The sequence below is a fragment of the Streptomyces yangpuensis genome, assembly GCF_001005295.1.
In the GTDB taxonomy this organism is placed as follows: domain Bacteria; phylum Actinomycetota; class Actinomycetes; order Streptomycetales; family Streptomycetaceae; genus Streptomyces; species Streptomyces yangpuensis.
Map to the genome: position 1 here is coordinate 144,096 of NZ_LBMK01000003.1, position 16,413 is coordinate 160,508.

The window sequence follows — 16,413 nt, forward strand, 5'->3', positions numbered from 1 at the left end:
TCCGGGGACGTTGATGTCACCCGCTGATGTCAGAAGCCCCCTGGAGAATCTCCAGGGGGCTTCTGGCCTGTGTGCACTCGGCAGGATTCGAACCTGCAACCTTCTGATCCGTAGTCAGATGCTCTATCCGTTAAGCTACGAGTGCTTGGGCTTCCCGGGGTTTTTCGCCCCGTTGGCCTTGCGAGAACAACAATACATGGACCTCGCCGGGACGCGAAATCCATTACCCAAAGCCCGACTGACCTGCGGAAACGCTCCAGACGAAGATCATCCGTATGGGCTCGCGCGAGGGGCGGACAGAGGTCGGGCAAGACTCGGAACCGGCCGGAACACCTCAGCGGGCGCACAGACCCCGGAACGCATCGAAGCCCCGGTCCTGACGGACCGGGGCTTCGATGAACTGCGGAGGCGGAGGGATTTGAACCCTCGATGGGTGGTAAGACCCAAACCGCATTAGCAGTGCGGCGCCATAGACCGGACTAGGCGACGCCTCCAGCACACCCCCGCGTACGAAGGTGCGTGCAGATGATGACACAGGCGCAGGGCCCCTCACCAATCCGGTCCCACGGTACTAGGCGGGACGGGCCGAGGGCAAAGCCTTAAAGGCCCCGCCGCACGCAACATCGGCGGGCCCCCGTCGTTGGTCAGGCGTATGACCCACGGACGACCTGGAGTGCCCCATGCTGCGTCTCGCCGCCTTCGCCGTCACCTCGGCCCTGGCCACCGCTGCCGCCGGGCCGCTGCCCCCACTGCCCCTGGGACAGCTGCTGGCGACGCCCGACCGGCTGACCATGACCATGGCCGACACCGGCAACCGGCAGCTGGACCGGGAGTACACGCTCGAATGCGGCCCCGTCGGCGGTGACCACCCCGAGGCCGAGGGCGCCTGCGCGCGGCTGGACCAGCTCGCCGGGGAGGGCCGCAACCCCTTCGCGCCCGTCCCCCCGGACCGGATCTGCACCAAGCAGTACGGCGGACCTGCCACCGCGCGCATCACCGGAACGTGGAACGGACACAAGGTGAACGCCACCTTCCGCCGGACGGACGGATGCGAAATCAAGCGCTGGGACGACTTGGAACCTCTGCTTCCGAGTGGGCGTTCCTGACCTGGGAGGATGCCCGGAAGGGGCGTCGTCGGGCGCACATCGGCCACCTCGCCGCGGGCCCGTGGCCTTAGACTCCTCCCGTGACTTGCCGGTAGTCGTTGGTCAGGGAGGAAGCTCGTCGTGAGCAGCAGGCCATCACGAGGCGCTGCTCGCCTCGCAGCAATACTCGACGCCCTTCCGGACGCGCTGTTGCTCGTCAACGCCAACGGCACGGTCGTCAACGCCAATTCGATCGCGCTCGAGGTCATGGAGAGCCCCGGCACCGGACTGGTCGGCCGGGGCGTGCTCGACCTCCTGCCCGAGTTCGACTCCAAGCTGATCCCCGGCTCCATGCGCCGGCCCGGCGAGGACGACGGCGGTCGCACCAAACCCAAGCGGATGGTCGCCCGCCGCACCGACGGCTCCGAGTTCCCCGTCGAGGTCACCAGCGCCCACCTCGACGGCCGCGACGCCTACCGCGAGCCGCAACCCGCCTACACCGGTGACGAGCTGCTGATGCTCGTGGTCCGGGACCTCTCGCAGACTGTCGACACCGAGGCCGAGCTGGCCCGCTCCCAGCGGCAGACCGAGATGATCCTGCGCGCCGCAGCCGAGGGTGTGGTGGGCACCGACACCGACGGCCGCGTGGTGCTCGTCAATCCTGCGGCCGCCCAGATCCTCGGCTACCGCGCCACCGACCTCGGCAACCGCGAACTGCACGGCCTGGTCCAGCACTCCCGCGCCGACGGCTCGCCCTTCCCCTTCGAGGAGTCCCCGCTCGCCGACACCCTGCGCAGCGGACGCAAGCACCGCGTGCGCGGGCAGGTGCTGTGGAACAAGGCCGGACAGCCGGTCGCCGTCGACCTGACCACCTCCCCCGTACGGGACGGGGAGCAGCTCGTGGGCGCCGTCATGACCTTCACGGACCGGCGACCCTACGACGCCCTGGCCGCGCGGCACGCGCAGCTGATCGCCGTCCTCGGTGACTCCCTGCGCGGGCCGCTGGACGAGCTGCGCGGTGAGCTGGCGACGCTGGCGGCCGACGACGCCGGACAGCTGTGGCCGGAGGCCAACCAGCTGCTGCACCACCTGGCCGCCGGGTACTCGCGGATGACCACCCTGGTGGACAACGTGCTCGGCTTCCAGCGCCTGGACGCCGGCCGCGACAAGCTCGCGAAGAAGAAGGTCCTGATCAACGGCGTGGTCACGGCCGGTGTCGACGGCGCGGTCGAGCTGATCGGGCCCGGGCGTGCGCAGTTCGCCGTCCACGCGCCGACCATCGAGGCCGAGGTGGACGCCGAGCGGATCTCGACCGCGCTCGCGCACCTGGTCGCGGACGTCGCCGGGGTGGACGCCACCGGCAAGACCCGTCAGGGCAGCGGCTACAGCGACTCGACGATCGTGGTGGCCGCCGCGCAGCGCGGCGATGTCGTACGGATCGAGGTGCGCGGCCCCTACGAGGGCGGCAATCCTGTCCACGAGCCGATCGTCCGGGGCATCGTGGCCGCGCACGGCGGCGTACTGCAGACGGTGGAGGTCCCGGGCGCGCCCGGCGGGGCCTACGTGCTGGAACTCCCGCTCGGTGCGGGTGCCGGGACGGTAACCCTGCCCGATCCGCCGGAGGAGCCCCCGGCGGGCAACGGGACGGACGGCGCCGGGACGGCCGGGGGTGCCGCCCCCGGCCGGGTCTCCGGCGGCCGGCGGGGCCGGCGCGGGGTGGACGCCTTCCTGGAGGACGAGACCTCGGAGCCGCAGGCCGCGCAAGGCGGTCAGGGCGGGGGCGCGCTGGCGCTGCCGTCGGGCCGTCGGCGGGCGGGCGAGGCCGCCCCGCCCCCGGGTCCCGAGCTCGCGCAGTCCCCGGTGAACCCCGCGGGTCTCGGAACCGGGCGCAGGCGCGGCCGGGCCGGTGACGACAGCGGTGAAGGCGCCCCCGAGGGCCAGGGCGGCCCCGGCCGGCCCGTGCAGCCGCAGGGCACCGCCATGCCCGCGCTCCCGCCCGTACCCGCGGTGCCCCCGGTTCCGGTGTCCGAGCACCCCGCCGGCCGACGGCGGGCGCTGGCTCCGGCCGGGCCGGCGCAGCCCGGCGGGCCGGTACCGGCGACGGGGCTCGGCCCGACGCCCGCTCCGGCCCGGCCCATCGCTCCGGAGGGCGGCTTCGCGCTGCCCGCCGGCCCGTCTCCGGTACCTGCCGCTCCTCAGACTCCCGCGGTGGCCGGCACGTCCGTGGCGGTCTCCGAGGGCGAGGGCGGGCCCGACGGCGAGGCACCGTCCGGGCGGCGTGGCCGCCGGGCGCTGGGCGCCCCGGGAGCCGAGCCCGAGACGCCGGCCGCTCCGTCCGACGCTCCCGCCGAGAACCCGACCGGGCGGCGGCGCGCTCTGGCCGGTGCCCCCGCGTGGCCGGCTCCGGCCGCCCGTACCGGTTCCGAGGACGACGGGGCTTCCGGCCAGGTCGCGCTCCCCGGAGCCCGCCAGGCGCAGGACGCACCGGCGCAGGGGCAGGGGCAGGGGCAGGCCGCGCAGCCGATCAGCGTGCGAGCTCTGGGCACCCTCGGCCAGGGCATCGCCGTCGACCCCGCCGCGGCGGGGCCCGCCACGGGTTCCGGCTCCGGCCGCCGTCGCCGGCTCGCCGAGCCCGGTGCGCAGGGCCGGGCCTTCGCGATAGGGGCCCCCGAGGCTGGTTCCGACGAGGGTCCCGAGCCGCTGGACGGCCCGGGTGGTGCGGTCGAGGTCCTCAACCGGCCCGTGCCGCAGCCCGTGGACGACGAACTCCCGCCGGAGCCGCTGGACAACCCGCGCCGGCTCCTGGTGTGGCCGGCGCCCGACGTGCAGACCCAGCAGGCGCTCAGCGACCGCGGCTACCGCCCGGTGGTCGTGCACTCGCGTGAGGAGGTGGACGCTCAGATCGCCGCCTTCCCGGCCGCTCTGTTCGTCGACCCGCTGACCGGGCCGATCACCCGGACCGCGCTGCAGTCGCTGCGGCAGGCCGCCGTGGCCGCCGAGGTGCCCGTACTGGTCACGGCCGGGCTGGGGCACGCCACGCGCGAGGCGGCGTACGGTGCCGATCCGGCCGTGCTGCTGAAGGCGCTGGCACCGCGTGACAGCGAGCAGCACCCCTCGCGGGTCCTGCTGATCGAGGAGCACGACGAGATCGCGACCGCGCTGACCGCGGCCCTGGAGCGGCGCGGGATGCAGGTCGCCCGGGCGGGCGCGGACACCGACGCCGTGGAGCTGGCGACGCGGATGCGGCCCAACCTGGTAGTCATGGACCTCATGCAGGTCCGCCGTCGGCGGGCCGGGATCGTGGACTGGCTGCGGGCGAACGGACAGCTGAACCGCACTCCGCTGGTGGTCTACACGGCGACCGGCATCGATCCGGCCGAACTGCCGCGGCTGGCCTCGGGCGAGAGCGTGCTCTTCCTCGCCGAGCGGGCCACGACGACGGACGTCCAGGGTCGCATCGTGGACCTGCTCGCCAAGATCGGCACCAACTAGCGATCCTGGCCCGATGGCCACCATCAACACGACCGAGCACACCGTCCCCGCCGACAACGGGGAGGTGAACCTGCTCATCGCGCGACAGGTGGAACCGGGGCACGAGGAGACGTTCGAGGCCTGGGCCCACGGGATCCTGGAGACGGCCGCCGGTTTTCCGGACCACCTGGGCTACGGGCTGTTCCGCCCTGCGACGGAGGGCGGGCCGTGGTTCCTGGTTCACCGCTTCCGCAACCAGGCCGCTTTCCAGCGCTGGCAGGACTCCCCGGAGCGGGCCCAGTGGTTCTCCAACTGCCTGGGCCACCACCACACGGAGATAGCCCGGCGGGAACTGCAGGGCATGGAGACCTGGTTCGCCAAGCCGGGTACGACCCGGCCCGCGCCGCCGCGGTGGAAGATGGCGATCAGCTCGGGGCTGGCCATCTTCCCGATCTCGCTCGTCGGCAACGCGGTGCTCGGGCCGTACCTGGTGGATCTGCACTTCGTGCTGCGAACGGCCGCCTTCGCCGTAGTCTTCAGCACGCTGATGACCTACGTGGCCATGCCCGCCGTCAGCAGGCTGCTGCGGCCATGGCTCACGCGGGGCTAGCCACCCGTCGGGGCGGGCGACATCAGGCGATCTTGGTGACTTCCAGTGCGCCGTCCGCGTACTGCTGCCGGATCACCTTCTTGTCGAACTTGCCGACGCTGGTCTTCGGGACGGCGTCGATGATCGTCCAGCGCTCCGGCAGCTGCCACTTGGCGATCGACTGCGAGAGGAACTCGCGCAGCCCCGCGTAGTCCACGGTGGCACCGGGCTTGAGGACGACCGTCGCCAGCGGCCGCTCGCCCCACTTCTCGTCGGGAACGGCGACCACCGCGGCCTCGGCGACCTCGGGGTGCGCCATGAGGGCGTTCTCCAGATCGACGCTGGAGATCCACTCACCGCCGGACTTGATGACGTCCTTGGCACGGTCGGTGAGGGTGAGGTAGCCATCGGGGCTGATGACGCCGACGTCGCCGGTCTTGAGCCAGCCGTCGGCGCTGAACTTGTCCTCGGGCCGGAAGGGTTCGCCGGAGGCACCGCCGTAGTAGGCGTCCGCGATCCAGTTGCCGCGCACTTCGAGCTCGCCGGCCGACGCCCCGTCCCAGGGCAGCAGATCACCGCCGGGGCCGACGAGACGGGCCTCCACACCGGCGGGGAAGCGGCCCTGCGTGATCCGGTAGGGCCACTCCTCCTCGGCGCTCAGACCGGCCGGCGGGTGCGCCATCGTGCCCAGCGGGGAGGTCTCCGTCATGCCCCAGGCGTGGCAGACGCGCACGCCGAGCTTGTCGTAGGCCTCCATCAGGGAGGGCGGACAGGCCGCGCCGCCGATGGTGACCTGCTTCATCGAGGTCAGGTCGCGCGGGTTGGCGGTGACCTCGGCGAGCAGCCCCTGCCAGATGGTGGGGACGGCCGCGGCATGCGAGGGCTTCTCCCGCTCGATCATCTCGGCGAGCGGGGCGGGCTGCAGGAAGCGGTCCGGCATCAGCATGTTGATGCCGGTCATGAAGGTGGCGTGCGGCAGGCCCCAGGCGTTCACGTGGAACTGCGGAACCACCACGAGGGTGGTGTCCTGGTCGGTCAGACCCATCGACTCGGCCATGTTGACCTGCATGGAGTGCAGGTAGAGCGAGCGGTGGGAGTAGACGACGCCCTTCGGGTCCCCGGTGGTGCCGGAGGTGTAGCACATCGCGGCCGCCTGGCGCTCGTCCAGCTCGGGCCAGTCGTAGTTGTCGGAGCGGCCTTCGAGGAGCTCCTCGTACTCGTGCACGCGCACGTTCAGACCGTCCAGCACGGAGCGGTCGCCGATGCCGGCCACGACGACGTGCTCGATGGTCGGCAGGTGCGGCAGCAGCGGCGCGAGCAGGGGCAGCAGCGTGCCGTTGACCAGGACCACCCGGTCGGCGGCGTGGTTGACGATGAAGACCAGCTGCTCCGGGGGAAGCCGCAGGTTCAGGGTGTGCAGGACCGCGCCCATGGAGGGGATCGCGAAGTACGCCTCGACGTGTTCGGCGTTGTTCCACATCAGGGTGGCGACCCGGTCGTCCTGCTGCACTCCGAGCTCGTCGCGCAGGGCGCCGGCGAGGCGGGTGGCGCGGAGGCCGATCTCGGCGAAACTGCGGCGATGCGGCTCTGCCTCCCCGGTCCAGGTCGTGACCTGGGACTTTCCGTGGATCGTCATCCCGTGACGGAGTATGCGGGTGACGAGGAGCGGTACGTCCTGCATGGTGCTGAGCAAAGCGTCCTCCCGGTGAGCGCTGCGGCGCTGCGGCGGCTACGGATGCAGCAGATTCTGCGCACGTACCAGTCGGTCTGTCACTACCCGAGGGTAGAAACCGCTTCGTGTTTCACGTGAAACATCCTCGAAACATCCTCTGGTTTCACGTGAAACATCGCCCGCCTCAGCGGACCGGGGTGAGCTCCGGGTCCTCGCGGAGCTTGCCGAGCGCGCGGGAGACGGCGCTCTTGACCGTGCCCACCGAGACCCCCAGCAGCTCGGCGGTCTGCACCTCGCTCATGTCCTCGTAGTAGCGCAGGACGACCATGGCCCGCTGCCGGTCGGGCAGCCGGGTCACCGCACGCCACATCGCGTCGCGCAGCGCCTGGGCCTCTGCGGGGTCGGAGGAGGGTGCCTCCTCGGTCTCCGGGAGCTCGTCGCACACGAACTCGTCGACCCTGCGCTTGCGCCACTGGGAGGTGCGGGTGTTGACCAGGGTCCGCCGGACGTAGCCGTCCAGGGCACGGTGGTCCTCGATGCGGTCCCAGGCCACGTACGTCTTGGTGAGGGCTGTCTGCAGCAGGTCCTCGGCATCGCACGGGTTGGCGGTGAGGGAGCGCGCGGTGCGCAACAGGACCGTGCCGCGGGTCCGGACGTACGCCGAGAACGACGGGTACGGCGTCGGGTTCGAGGCGAGCGTGCACACAGGCGGGGTCATGTCTCCACGCTAGGAGCGCCCGTCGGCCATGGAATCGCCCGCAGGTGCCGATGGGGGATCCACCTCAGGTTGTAGGAGTAGGGCCACCCCCACCGCCTGAAGGTGGAGGGGGCGGGGCCTGGGCAAGGACCGGGGTCTCAGCCGTCGGCACCGAGGATCAGCCCGGACGTCGGCACCCCGGTGCCGGCCGTGACGAGTGCGTGCGAGGCCCCGGCCACCTGGTTGACGGAGGTGCCGCGCAGCTGGCGGACGGCTTCGGCGATGCCGTTCATGCCGTGCAGGTACGCCTCTCCGAGCTGCCCGCCGTGGGTGTTGAGCGGGAGCGCGTCCGCGGCCACGAAGTCGGCGGCCTCGCCCGGCTTGCAGAAGCCGAACTCCTCCAACTGCATCAGCACGAAGGGCGTGAAGTGGTCGTAGAGGATGCCGACGTCGATGTCGGAGGGCCGCAGCCCGCTGGTGCGCCACAGCTGGCGCGCGACCACATCCATCTCCGGCAGGCCGGTCAGGTCGTCGCGGTAGAAGGAGGTCATACCCTCCTGGCGGCGTCCCGCGCCCTGCGCCGCCGCGGTGATCACGGCGGGGGCGTGTCGCAGGGCGCGGGCCCGTTCGGTCGTGGTGACGACGAGGGCCTGGCCGCCGTCGGTCTCCTGGCAGCAGTCCAGCAGTCGCAGCGGTTCAACGATCCAGCGCGAGGCGGCGTGGTCGGCGAGGGTGATCGGCTTGCCGTGGAAGTAGGCGGCCGGGTTGTTCGCGGCGTGCCGGCGGTCGGTGACCGCCACGTGCCCGAAGGCTTCGGGGGTGAGGTGGTAGGCGTGCAGGTAGCGCTGGGCTGCCATGGCCACCCAGGAGGCGGGGGTGAGCAGCCCCCAGGGCAGTGACCAGCCCAGCGCCGCGCCCTCTGCCGAGGGCTCGCGCTGCTGGACGCCGGAGCCGAAGCGGCGTCCGGAGCGCTCGTTGAACGCGCGGTAGCAGACGACGACCTCCGCGACTCCGGTGGCGACGGCGAGGGCGGCCTGCTGAACGGTGGCGCAGGCGGCGCCCCCGCCGTAGTGGATGCGGGAGAAGAAAGACAGCTCCCCGATGCCCGCCGCCTGCGCGACGGTGATCTCGGGGCTGGTGTCCATGGTGAAGGTGACCATGCCGTCGACGTCGGCGGGGGTGAGCCCGGCGTCGTCGAGGGCCGCGTGCACGGCTTCGACGGCGAGCTTGAGCTCGCTGCGGCCGGAGTCCTTGGAGAACTCGGTCGCGCCGATGCCTGCGATCGCGGCCCGGCCGCCGAGCTGGTCCCGGCTGCGGACGCTCATGCCGCCACCTCCGCGACGACCGTTCCCGACACGTGGTGGCCGATGCCGTTGGCTCCGACGACCCGGATCTCGACACTGCTGCCGAGCACGGCGGTGACGGTGCCGGTGAGGGTCATCGTGTCCCCCGGATAGTTGGGGGCGCCGAGGCGGATGGCCACCTTGCGCAGCACGGCCCGGGGCCCGAGGTGGTCGGTGACGTAGCGGCCGACAAGACCGTTGGTGGTCAGGATGTTCATGAAGATGTCCGGGGAGCCCTTCTTCCGTGCGAGCGCCGCGTCGTGATGCACGTCCTGGTAGTCGCGGGAGGCGATCGCGCCCGCGACGATCAGCGTGCGGGTGACCGCGATCTCCAGCGGCGGCAGCGTGTCGCCGACGTTCATGCCTGATCTCCCTCGGCTATCGAAGCTCCCAGCTCGGCCAGCAGCTCGCTGCCGCAGCCCAGGTAGGCGTCCAGCTGGCGCCCCCACAGGAAGTGCCGGTGGACGGGGTGGTCCAGGTCGGCGCCCATGCCGCCGTGCAGATGCTGGCCCGCGTGCACGACCCGCTTGCCCGCCTCCGAGGCCCACCAGGCCGCCGTGAGCGCGTGCTCGTGCGCCGGGAGCCCCTGGTCGATGCGCCAGGCCGCCTCGTAGGTGGTCACGCGGATCACCTCGGTGTCCATGTGGGCGTCGGCCGCGCGCAGCATGACCCCCTGGTTGGTGGAGAGCGGCCGGCCGAACTGCTCGCGGGTGGAGGTGTACTCCACCGCGCGGGCGAGCGTGCCCGCGCAGACGCCCGCCTGGAGGCCGGCGAAGGCGGTGCGCGCCGCGGCGAGGGTGTGCTCGTAGGCGCCGGCGGAGCCGATGCGTTCGGCGTCGGCCCCGCTCAGGGCCAGTCGGCCCGCGGACCAGGGGGCGGTGGTCTCGACGGGGGACGCCCGCACGCCGGGCGCGTCGGTCCGTACGAGCCAAAGGGCCTGGTCGGTGTCCGGGACCAGGACGTGCGTGGCGTCGCGCAGCCAGGGGACGGCGGGGACGGTGCCGGTGAGCCGGCCGCGTTCAGCAGTGGGCCGGCCGTGCTCGGCGGTGATCCGGCCGCGGGCCGGGAAGGCTCCGGTGGCCACCATCTCCCCGCTGCCGAGCGCGGGCAGCAGGCGGGCCCGCTGCTCCGGGCTGCCGTGGGCGGCCACGGGGAGGATTCCGTACACGCAGGTGGCGGCGTAGGGGACCTGGGCGGTGGTGCGGCCCTGCTCCTCCAGCAGCAGGACCAGCCCGAGCAGGCCGATCTCCTCGACAGCTGCGGTCAGTCCGGCGGCGGTGAGTGCCTTCCACAGTTCGGCGTCGCTGCCGGTGCCGGTGGCGGCGAGGCGTTCGTGGGTGGCGAGGTCGGAGAAGATCCGGGCGGCGAGGCCGGCCGCGGCGGCCTGTTCCTCGGTGGGGTGGAAGTCCATCAGCCCTCGCTCCCGCGGAAGACGGGGAGTTCGAGGTCGTCGTCGACACGCTGGAACTCCAGTCGGACGGGCATGCCGATGCGCACCTTGTCGTACGGGACACCGGTGATGTTGCTGATCATGCGGACCCCTTCGGCGAGCTCGACCAGCGCGACGGCGTACGGCGGATCGAAGGCCGGGAACGGCGGGTGGTGCATGACGACGTAGCTGAACACGGTGCCGTCGCCGCAGGCTTCGACCGTGTCCCAGTCGGGGCTCGCGCAGGTGTTGCAGCCGGGAAGCCAGGGGAAGCGGAGGGTGGCGCAGGAGGTGCATCGCTGGATCAGCAGCCGGTGGTCCCGCACCCCGTCCCAGAAGCCCTGGTTGTCGCGGTTGACCACGGGGCGGGGGCGTTGCACCCCGGTCTTCCTCCCAACGGGTTCGGCTTGCTTCGCCGGCCGTCGTGCGGGGGCGTACTTGAGGATCCGGAAGCGGTGCGTGCCGACGGACTCTCCGCCCGCCCGGACGTCCATGCGGGTCGTCACGAAGTGACCGGTGCCCAGCTTGGTCGTCTTGCGCGGTGACACGGACTCGATGACGGCGTCGAAGGTGATCGTGTCGCCGGGGCGCAGCGGACGGAGGTATTCCTGCTCGCAGTCGGTGGCGACCACGGAGGTGAAGCCGGCGCCGTCGAGGAGGGCGAAGAGCTCGTCCTGGGCGGACGTGCGGTCGGAGTGGCCGGAGAGCCCGCCCATGGTCCAGGCCTGCAGCATGGTGGGGGGAGCGATGGCGTCCGGTCCGGTGTAGGCGGGGTTGGTGTCGCCCATCGCCTCGCACCAGTGTCGGATCATCGGCTCGTTGACCGCGTCCTTGCCGTGGCCGGCGACGGCGGCCGGCTGTCCCTCGAAGGCCGCCAGCAGTGTGTGGAACCGGGCCGCCTCCTCGGCGGCACCGGTCGCGTCCGCCGTCATCGCTTCCTCCCCTTCATGCCGAGCCGCATCATGGCGACGATCTCCCGCTGGACCTCGCTCACCCCGCCGCCGAAGGTGTTGATCTGGGCGGCCCGGTTCATCCGCTCGAGTTCTCCGCCCGCGAAGGCCTCGGGACCGCGTACGAGCGCCTCCTCGCCCACCACCTCCTGGCACATCCGGTACACCTCGACGGTGGACTCGGTGCCGAGGAACTTCACACCGCTGGCGTCGCCGGGGGCCAGGCTGCCGCTGCCCACGTCCTGGACGAGACGCCAGTTGAGGAGGCGTACGGCGGCCAGCCGGGCGTGGGCCTCCGCGAGCCGGGACCGCACCCAGGGCAGGTCGGCGGGCCGCTCCCCGGTGGCCGGGTCGGGGGTGCGGGCGTACCGGAGGGCACGCTCGTAGAAATCCTCGGCCTGCATGCCGATCGCGGCGAGGGCCACGCGCTCGTGGTTGAGCTGGTTGGTGATCAGCCCCCAGCCGCCGTGTTCGGGGCCGACGAGGTTCCCGGCCGGCACGCGGACGGAGTCGTAGTACGTCGCCGTGGTCGTGAGCCCGCCGACGGTGTCGATCGGGGTCCACGAGAAGCCGGGGCCGTCGGTGGGCACGAGGATGATCGAGATGCCCTTGTGCTTGGGGGCCCGGGGGTCGGTGCGGCAGGCGAGCCAGATCCAGTCCGCGTTCTGGGCGTTGGAGGTGAAGATCTTCTGTCCGTCGATCAGCCAGTCGGCGCCGTCGCGGACAGCCCGGGTGCGCAGTGCGGCGAGGTCGGTGCCGGCCTCGGGCTCGGAGTAGCCGATGGCGAAGACAATCTCACCCGCGAGGATCCGGGGGAGGAAGTAGTCCTTCTGTTCCTCGGTCCCGTACTTCATCAGGGTCGGGCCGACGGTGTTCAGCGTGACCATGGAGACAGGAGCGCTCGCGCGGTACGCCTCGTCGAAGAAGACGAACTGCTCGTCCGCTCCGCGGCCCTGCCCGCCGTACTCGACGGGCCAGCCGAGGCCGAGCAGCCCGTCGGCGCCGATGCGGCGGAGCAGTGCCCGCTGGCTGGCGGGGTCGTCGGGGACCCCGTCGGGCAGGAGTTCCCTGAAGTACGCGCGCAGTTCGGCACGGAGCCGCAACTGGCCTTCGGTCGGGGCGAGGTGCACGGCGCAGGCCTCCCGGCATCCACATCGTCGAGGTACCTGACTGTCCGTCAGATCTGCCCGCGGTGTCAAGGTCGGGAAGGGCCGGGGCATGCGCGAGGGCGCCCGCGCTACCGGACCCCAGCCGGTCCGGTCGCAGAAGCGTTCCGCCAGACCGCCGCTTGCGGACATGCCGAAAAGGGCCGCGCCGTCCGGGAACCCCACCGTCTCCCGGGCCTGCGGCCCTGCCATGCCAGGCTTCACGCCCCTGCACGCTCCCCGGCGCAACGCCGGGGTGGTCCATCCGTGCCCCGCTGCCGGGGCACCACGCGGCGCGATCCGCGGTCACGACCGGACCGGGCTCCAGCGCCTGCGTACGTCGCTGCTTCTGCGTTCCTGCTTCGTCCGGACCGCCCGTACAGGACTACGCGGCAAGGGCCAGCGCCTCACGGGCGGCACCTGCTGTACCCATGGCACGTGCGGCGCGGAGGGCACGGGGGGCGGCTACCGCGGGAGGCGTCAGGGTGCGGGCAGCGGTTCCCGGCGCGGCGCCCATGGCTGCGGCGGTGGTCGAGCGCCGGACACCGGGGGTCTTGCCGTGGGCCTCGGCCCGGATGCGCTGCTTCAGGGTCGGCGGCAGCGAACCGCCCCGCATCATCTGCCGCCAGCTCCGCGGGGCCGAGACGGCCGGCCGGCGAACCGGGGTGGCGACGGTGGCCGCGGAGCCGCCGGCGGTGGAGGCGGCGGCCGGGGCCGCCTTGCCACCGAAGCCGAGGGCGGAGAGGACCGCCACGAGGGCGGCGAGGACGGAGGTCCAGATCGACGTGCGGGCGGTGCGGTGAGCCATGACGGAGTGCCTCGATTCGCGATGTTCGGACGGGCGGATCTGAATACATTCGTCATGATGTGGGGGCAACCGCACTGCGCTCATCACACGCGCCGATCTTCTGACAAACACCACTCGGAAGGCCCAATACGGTCTTTCGTCCCGTCTCCCGGCCCCTGTCGGCCGGGCTTCGGGGCCGCCCGGCACCGGGCCCGGCCCGGGGTCACGGCCCCGCACACCGCCGGCCGACCGGCAACCCGAGAATCCCACCGCACGCCCTGCTCCGACCAGGTACGCACGGCCGAGCAGGATGAGTAGGCGTACTCAGGTGGCGGTCCTCGGCAGCTTCGAGACTGGGCGCAGGCCGAACGAAGCGGAACGGAACGGAACGGGGAACGTCATGGTGCGGCGCTGGTCGAAGCCTCAGATGTGGGTGCCCGGTGCCTACCTGGCCCTGGTGGTCGCGATGCTGGTCTACGTCGCGGTCGGCAGCCGGACGGGCGACATCGGGTTCTTCGGAGTCTGGCCGATCCTGGCCACCGCGCCGGTCAGCCTCCTTCTGCTGAGCACGATCGGACCCGCCGCGGACGCCCTGGCCGAGTCGGCCCCGGACATGGGGCCCACCTACGAAGGCTCGCAGCCGCCGCCCGAGCCGCTGCCCACGCAGTTCCCGCCGGAGGCCGCCCCGCACCCCTCGGACTGGGCACCGGACACATCCCTCGACACCAAGCTCGACATGGGGGCCGAATTCGGTTTCTACGGTGCGGTCCTGTTCAGCGCCCTGGTCAACGCCGCGGCGATCTGGGCCCTGCTCCGCTACGTCGCGCGTCGGCGTGACGCCATGAGTACGCAGCTCTAGCGCCGTGAACCTGGCCCAGAGATGGCCCATACGCGCTGGTCCACAGCGGGATGCGGGTGCATCGAGGTGAGACGGGATGAAGAGAGAGGGCGGGTACCCGGTTCGGGTACCCGCCCTGTGACCTGCTACTTCTCTGACCTGGCGGTGGGTGTGGGATTTGAACCCACGGTGACATCGCTGCCACGACGGTTTTCAAGAGAGTGCTGCGAGCAGCGTCTTCGTCGTGCATGACCTGCACGTTCCCCCACCGCCGGGTCACTCACCGCCGCTGGCGGTCCACACCTGGTCCACTAGCCCATCAGATACCGCTGGGCAGGTACTCAGACAGGGCGAGCGTCTGGGTGATCCAGCGCGCAGGCACCTTGGCAGGAGTGAACCTCCGGTGCTGGTGGCGGGTCTCCTCGCCACGCGCGTTGCGCAGCACGCCAAGAGTCGAAGACTCCAGGCAATTGATCAAGCAAGCCCTTGGCAGCGAATAATGCCACGCTCGCCACGCCCGAGCCGGCCAGAACCCAGAGCGTGATGGTCACATCCACTGGTTCCATGCTCCTCTCACCGTCTGACAACGCGTCCGTTGATGGGGACGCGCTCCAAGGGAAGCTGTCCGTCGGAGCTGTCCACCAGTGCCTCGGACGTTCCTGCTGAACTCCGGACAGTCGGCTCACCGCGCCCTAGTCTGAACGGAACTGAGCTGGACAGTTGTGGCCGATGCTGGACGACTCTGGACAGGCGGCGGCAACGAACCATGAGACGGGGCGGGGCGATGGCTGATGACTCCCTGGCGAAACAGCTGGGTCGCTTGCGTGTTCGAGCTGGAAACCCGTCGCTGCGAGACCTGGAGAAGCTCACTGATCGCCAAGGCAGAAGGATGAGCCGGGCCTCTATCCAGGATAAGTTCGCCGGAACTAGTGCACTGAAAATGGTCCAGGTGCTGGCTCTGGTTCGAGCGTGCGCCGACTACGCGCATTCGATCGGCGCTCCGCTTCCGTCTGAAGATACCGACGAGCAAGTTTGGCAAGAAAAGGCAGCACACCCCACTGCGCCCAAAAATCGGCATGCCGTTGAACCGTCACACGAGATGACTCCCAAGGAATCCCAGGATCAGAAGACCGGCGACCCCTCTGATCTAGAGGCGCTAATCCCGCCCCTCGTCAACGCTGGCATGGACGATATTGCAAATCTCGCAAGACAGGGGGCAGGTCAACCCCTAGAAACATGGCTGCCAACTGTCGTTGTTGCACTCGGACACGCACATATGGATTACCAAGGTTATCTCAACTTGGCCGCCCATGCACCACCCGGCCAGATAGTGAAAATCCTCGAATCAATAGCCGAGGACGGTCCCGAAAATATCGGCAACCGATACTTCCAAACTTGCCTGCTGACTCAGCAGCCCTCAGAGATACCCAAGCTCCTGGTCGCACTTCGTCGGGCCGAAGGGGAGCTGAGCCTCTGGTACGCGCACAATTTCGTTGACGCCATTCTCGGCAGAGGCGACTGGCTAGGGGGCACCAGGCCAGATCTGGCCGACGTCCTGCGAACGCTGCGTGCGGCCACACTGAAGGATGATGCCGATAAACTCGCAGAGAATATCGGATTGCATGCATGGCCCAGAATAACATTGGCGACTGCCGGAGCTATTCCTGAAGCCTTCCTTGGGGATCGAGAGCTTATCCTGCATGCAGGATCACAGGGTGGACCGCATCGACTCTTGAGGTTGATCGACTGCCTGAAAACAGAGCAGATTCCGGGAATCGAATCGAACGCGACGCTGGAGTATCTACTGGCAGCGGTACCCAAGGGCAAGCATGCGGATTTCTCTCGCATGCTGGACGACGCCGGAATGCAGTCCGAGGCTCAAAGATTGCTGGAACTGGAAACAGAAATTCCATTCTGACACTCTGACAACTGCAACATACACAGAAAGCACACCCCCGGCCCATATCAGACTCGGGGGCGTGCACGCGTAGGTCAATTAGCGGGTGCTCTTCCCCCACCCACATCTAGCGGTGATCAGCTGCATGCCTTCTCGATGGCCTCGAAGATGTCGGCGTCCGTCTCCTGCTGCCAGGACGGCAGGTCAGGCCAGTCCGCCACGTAGCCCGGCTTCGGCTCCTCGAAGTGCTTGAACATCTGTGCCGTCCAGCACGTCGCGACGAACCGACTCTTCTGCTCGCGGGACAACCTCGACGTGTGGCCACCGCTGATCTCGATGAACTGCCGGACCTGGTCGTAGACCGAGCCTGCGGCCTCGCGCTCCCACTGCGGGGTGTCTTCCCACGGGATGACGTAGCCGGCCTTCGGCTCCCCGGGGAAGTGCTGGTGCACTCCCGCGATCCAGGTTTCCCGGAACAGTCGTGCGCCTTCGGTCTGCGACATGCCTACC

Annotated in this window: 14 protein-coding genes and 2 tRNA genes; 5 read left to right on the plus strand and 11 right to left on the minus strand. The window is 70.5% G+C overall.

Features of this window, described 5'->3' with window-relative positions; genetic code table 11:
- Window positions 1-72 precede the first annotated feature (72 nt).
- Window positions 73-145: transfer RNA gene (locus tag AAT21_RS15930), tRNA-Arg, on the minus strand.
- A gap of 258 nt (window positions 146-403) precedes the next feature.
- Window positions 404-494, minus strand: a tRNA-Ser gene (locus tag AAT21_RS15935).
- Window positions 495-680: 186 nt separating this feature from the next.
- Here AAT21_RS15935 and AAT21_RS15940 point away from each other — a divergent pair.
- From AAT21_RS15940 to AAT21_RS15950, 3 genes are all read left to right on the plus strand, one after another.
- Window positions 681-1,106 (plus strand): SSI family serine proteinase inhibitor, encoded by a 426-nt coding sequence (locus AAT21_RS15940; protein WP_046777565.1) that lies wholly within the window; start codon window positions 681-683, stop codon window positions 1,104-1,106.
- 120 nt (window positions 1,107-1,226) lie between these two features.
- Window positions 1,227-4,577, plus strand: coding sequence for a PAS domain-containing protein (locus tag AAT21_RS15945; RefSeq protein WP_046777566.1), 3,351 nt, complete (start codon window positions 1,227-1,229; stop codon window positions 4,575-4,577).
- A 13-nt stretch (window positions 4,578-4,590) separates the two neighbouring features.
- The gene (locus tag AAT21_RS15950; protein WP_046777567.1) at window positions 4,591-5,166 is read left to right on the plus strand and encodes an antibiotic biosynthesis monooxygenase; all 576 of its coding nucleotides are present in this window, start codon (window positions 4,591-4,593) and stop codon (window positions 5,164-5,166) included.
- Between the two features lie 22 nt (window positions 5,167-5,188).
- Here AAT21_RS15950 and AAT21_RS15955 read toward each other — a convergent pair whose 3' ends face one another.
- From AAT21_RS15955 to AAT21_RS15990, 8 genes are all read right to left on the minus strand, one after another.
- Window positions 5,189-6,838: a long-chain fatty acid--CoA ligase gene (locus tag AAT21_RS15955; protein ID WP_046777568.1), complete on the minus strand. Its 1,650-nt coding sequence runs from the start codon at window positions 6,836-6,838 to the stop codon at window positions 5,189-5,191.
- 163 nt (window positions 6,839-7,001) lie between these two features.
- Window positions 7,002-7,535, minus strand: a complete 534-nt coding sequence (locus AAT21_RS15960; protein WP_046777569.1) for a SigE family RNA polymerase sigma factor — start codon at window positions 7,533-7,535, stop codon at window positions 7,002-7,004.
- A gap of 137 nt (window positions 7,536-7,672) precedes the next feature.
- On the minus strand, window positions 7,673-8,839 hold the full coding sequence (locus AAT21_RS15965; RefSeq protein WP_046777570.1) for a lipid-transfer protein: 1,167 nt from the start codon (window positions 8,837-8,839) through the stop codon (window positions 7,673-7,675).
- Window positions 8,836-9,219, minus strand: coding sequence for a MaoC family dehydratase (locus AAT21_RS15970; protein WP_046777571.1), 384 nt, complete (start codon window positions 9,217-9,219; stop codon window positions 8,836-8,838). Before AAT21_RS15970 ends, AAT21_RS15965 begins: the two co-directional genes overlap by 4 nt.
- Window positions 9,216-10,268 (minus strand): acyl-CoA dehydrogenase family protein, encoded by a 1,053-nt coding sequence (locus AAT21_RS15975; RefSeq protein ID WP_046777572.1) that lies wholly within the window; start codon window positions 10,266-10,268, stop codon window positions 9,216-9,218. Before AAT21_RS15975 ends, AAT21_RS15970 begins: the two co-directional genes overlap by 4 nt.
- Complete coding sequence (locus AAT21_RS15980) at window positions 10,268-11,218, minus strand: bifunctional MaoC family dehydratase N-terminal/OB-fold nucleic acid binding domain-containing protein (RefSeq protein ID WP_046777573.1); 951 nt, start codon at window positions 11,216-11,218, stop codon at window positions 10,268-10,270. Before AAT21_RS15980 ends, AAT21_RS15975 begins: the two co-directional genes overlap by 1 nt.
- Window positions 11,215-12,366, minus strand: a complete 1,152-nt coding sequence (locus AAT21_RS15985; RefSeq protein ID WP_046777574.1) for an acyl-CoA dehydrogenase family protein — start codon at window positions 12,364-12,366, stop codon at window positions 11,215-11,217. The genes AAT21_RS15980 and AAT21_RS15985 overlap by 4 nt, the downstream gene beginning before the upstream one ends.
- 400 nt (window positions 12,367-12,766) lie before the next feature.
- A complete protein-coding gene (locus AAT21_RS15990; protein WP_046777575.1) occupies window positions 12,767-13,189 on the minus strand; it encodes a DUF6344 domain-containing protein in 423 nt (140 codons plus the stop codon).
- Window positions 13,190-13,595: 406 nt separating this feature from the next.
- Here AAT21_RS15990 and AAT21_RS15995 point away from each other — a divergent pair, with 406 nt between their 5' ends.
- Together AAT21_RS15995 and AAT21_RS37585 are read left to right on the plus strand one after the other, a co-directional pair.
- On the plus strand, window positions 13,596-14,027 hold the full coding sequence (locus AAT21_RS15995; protein WP_167350594.1) for an SCO4225 family membrane protein: 432 nt from the start codon (window positions 13,596-13,598) through the stop codon (window positions 14,025-14,027).
- 763 nt (window positions 14,028-14,790) lie between these two features.
- Window positions 14,791-15,924, plus strand: a complete 1,134-nt coding sequence (locus AAT21_RS37585) for a hypothetical protein (protein WP_157879722.1) — start codon at window positions 14,791-14,793, stop codon at window positions 15,922-15,924.
- 116 nt (window positions 15,925-16,040) lie between these two features.
- On the opposite strand, the gene AAT21_RS16000 is transcribed toward AAT21_RS37585, so the two are convergent.
- Window positions 16,041-16,406 carry a hypothetical protein gene (locus tag AAT21_RS16000; RefSeq protein WP_046777577.1) on the minus strand — a complete coding sequence of 122 codons (366 nt, stop codon included), beginning with the start codon at window positions 16,404-16,406 and terminating at the stop codon, window positions 16,041-16,043.
- Between the last annotated feature and the right edge of the window lie 7 nt (window positions 16,407-16,413).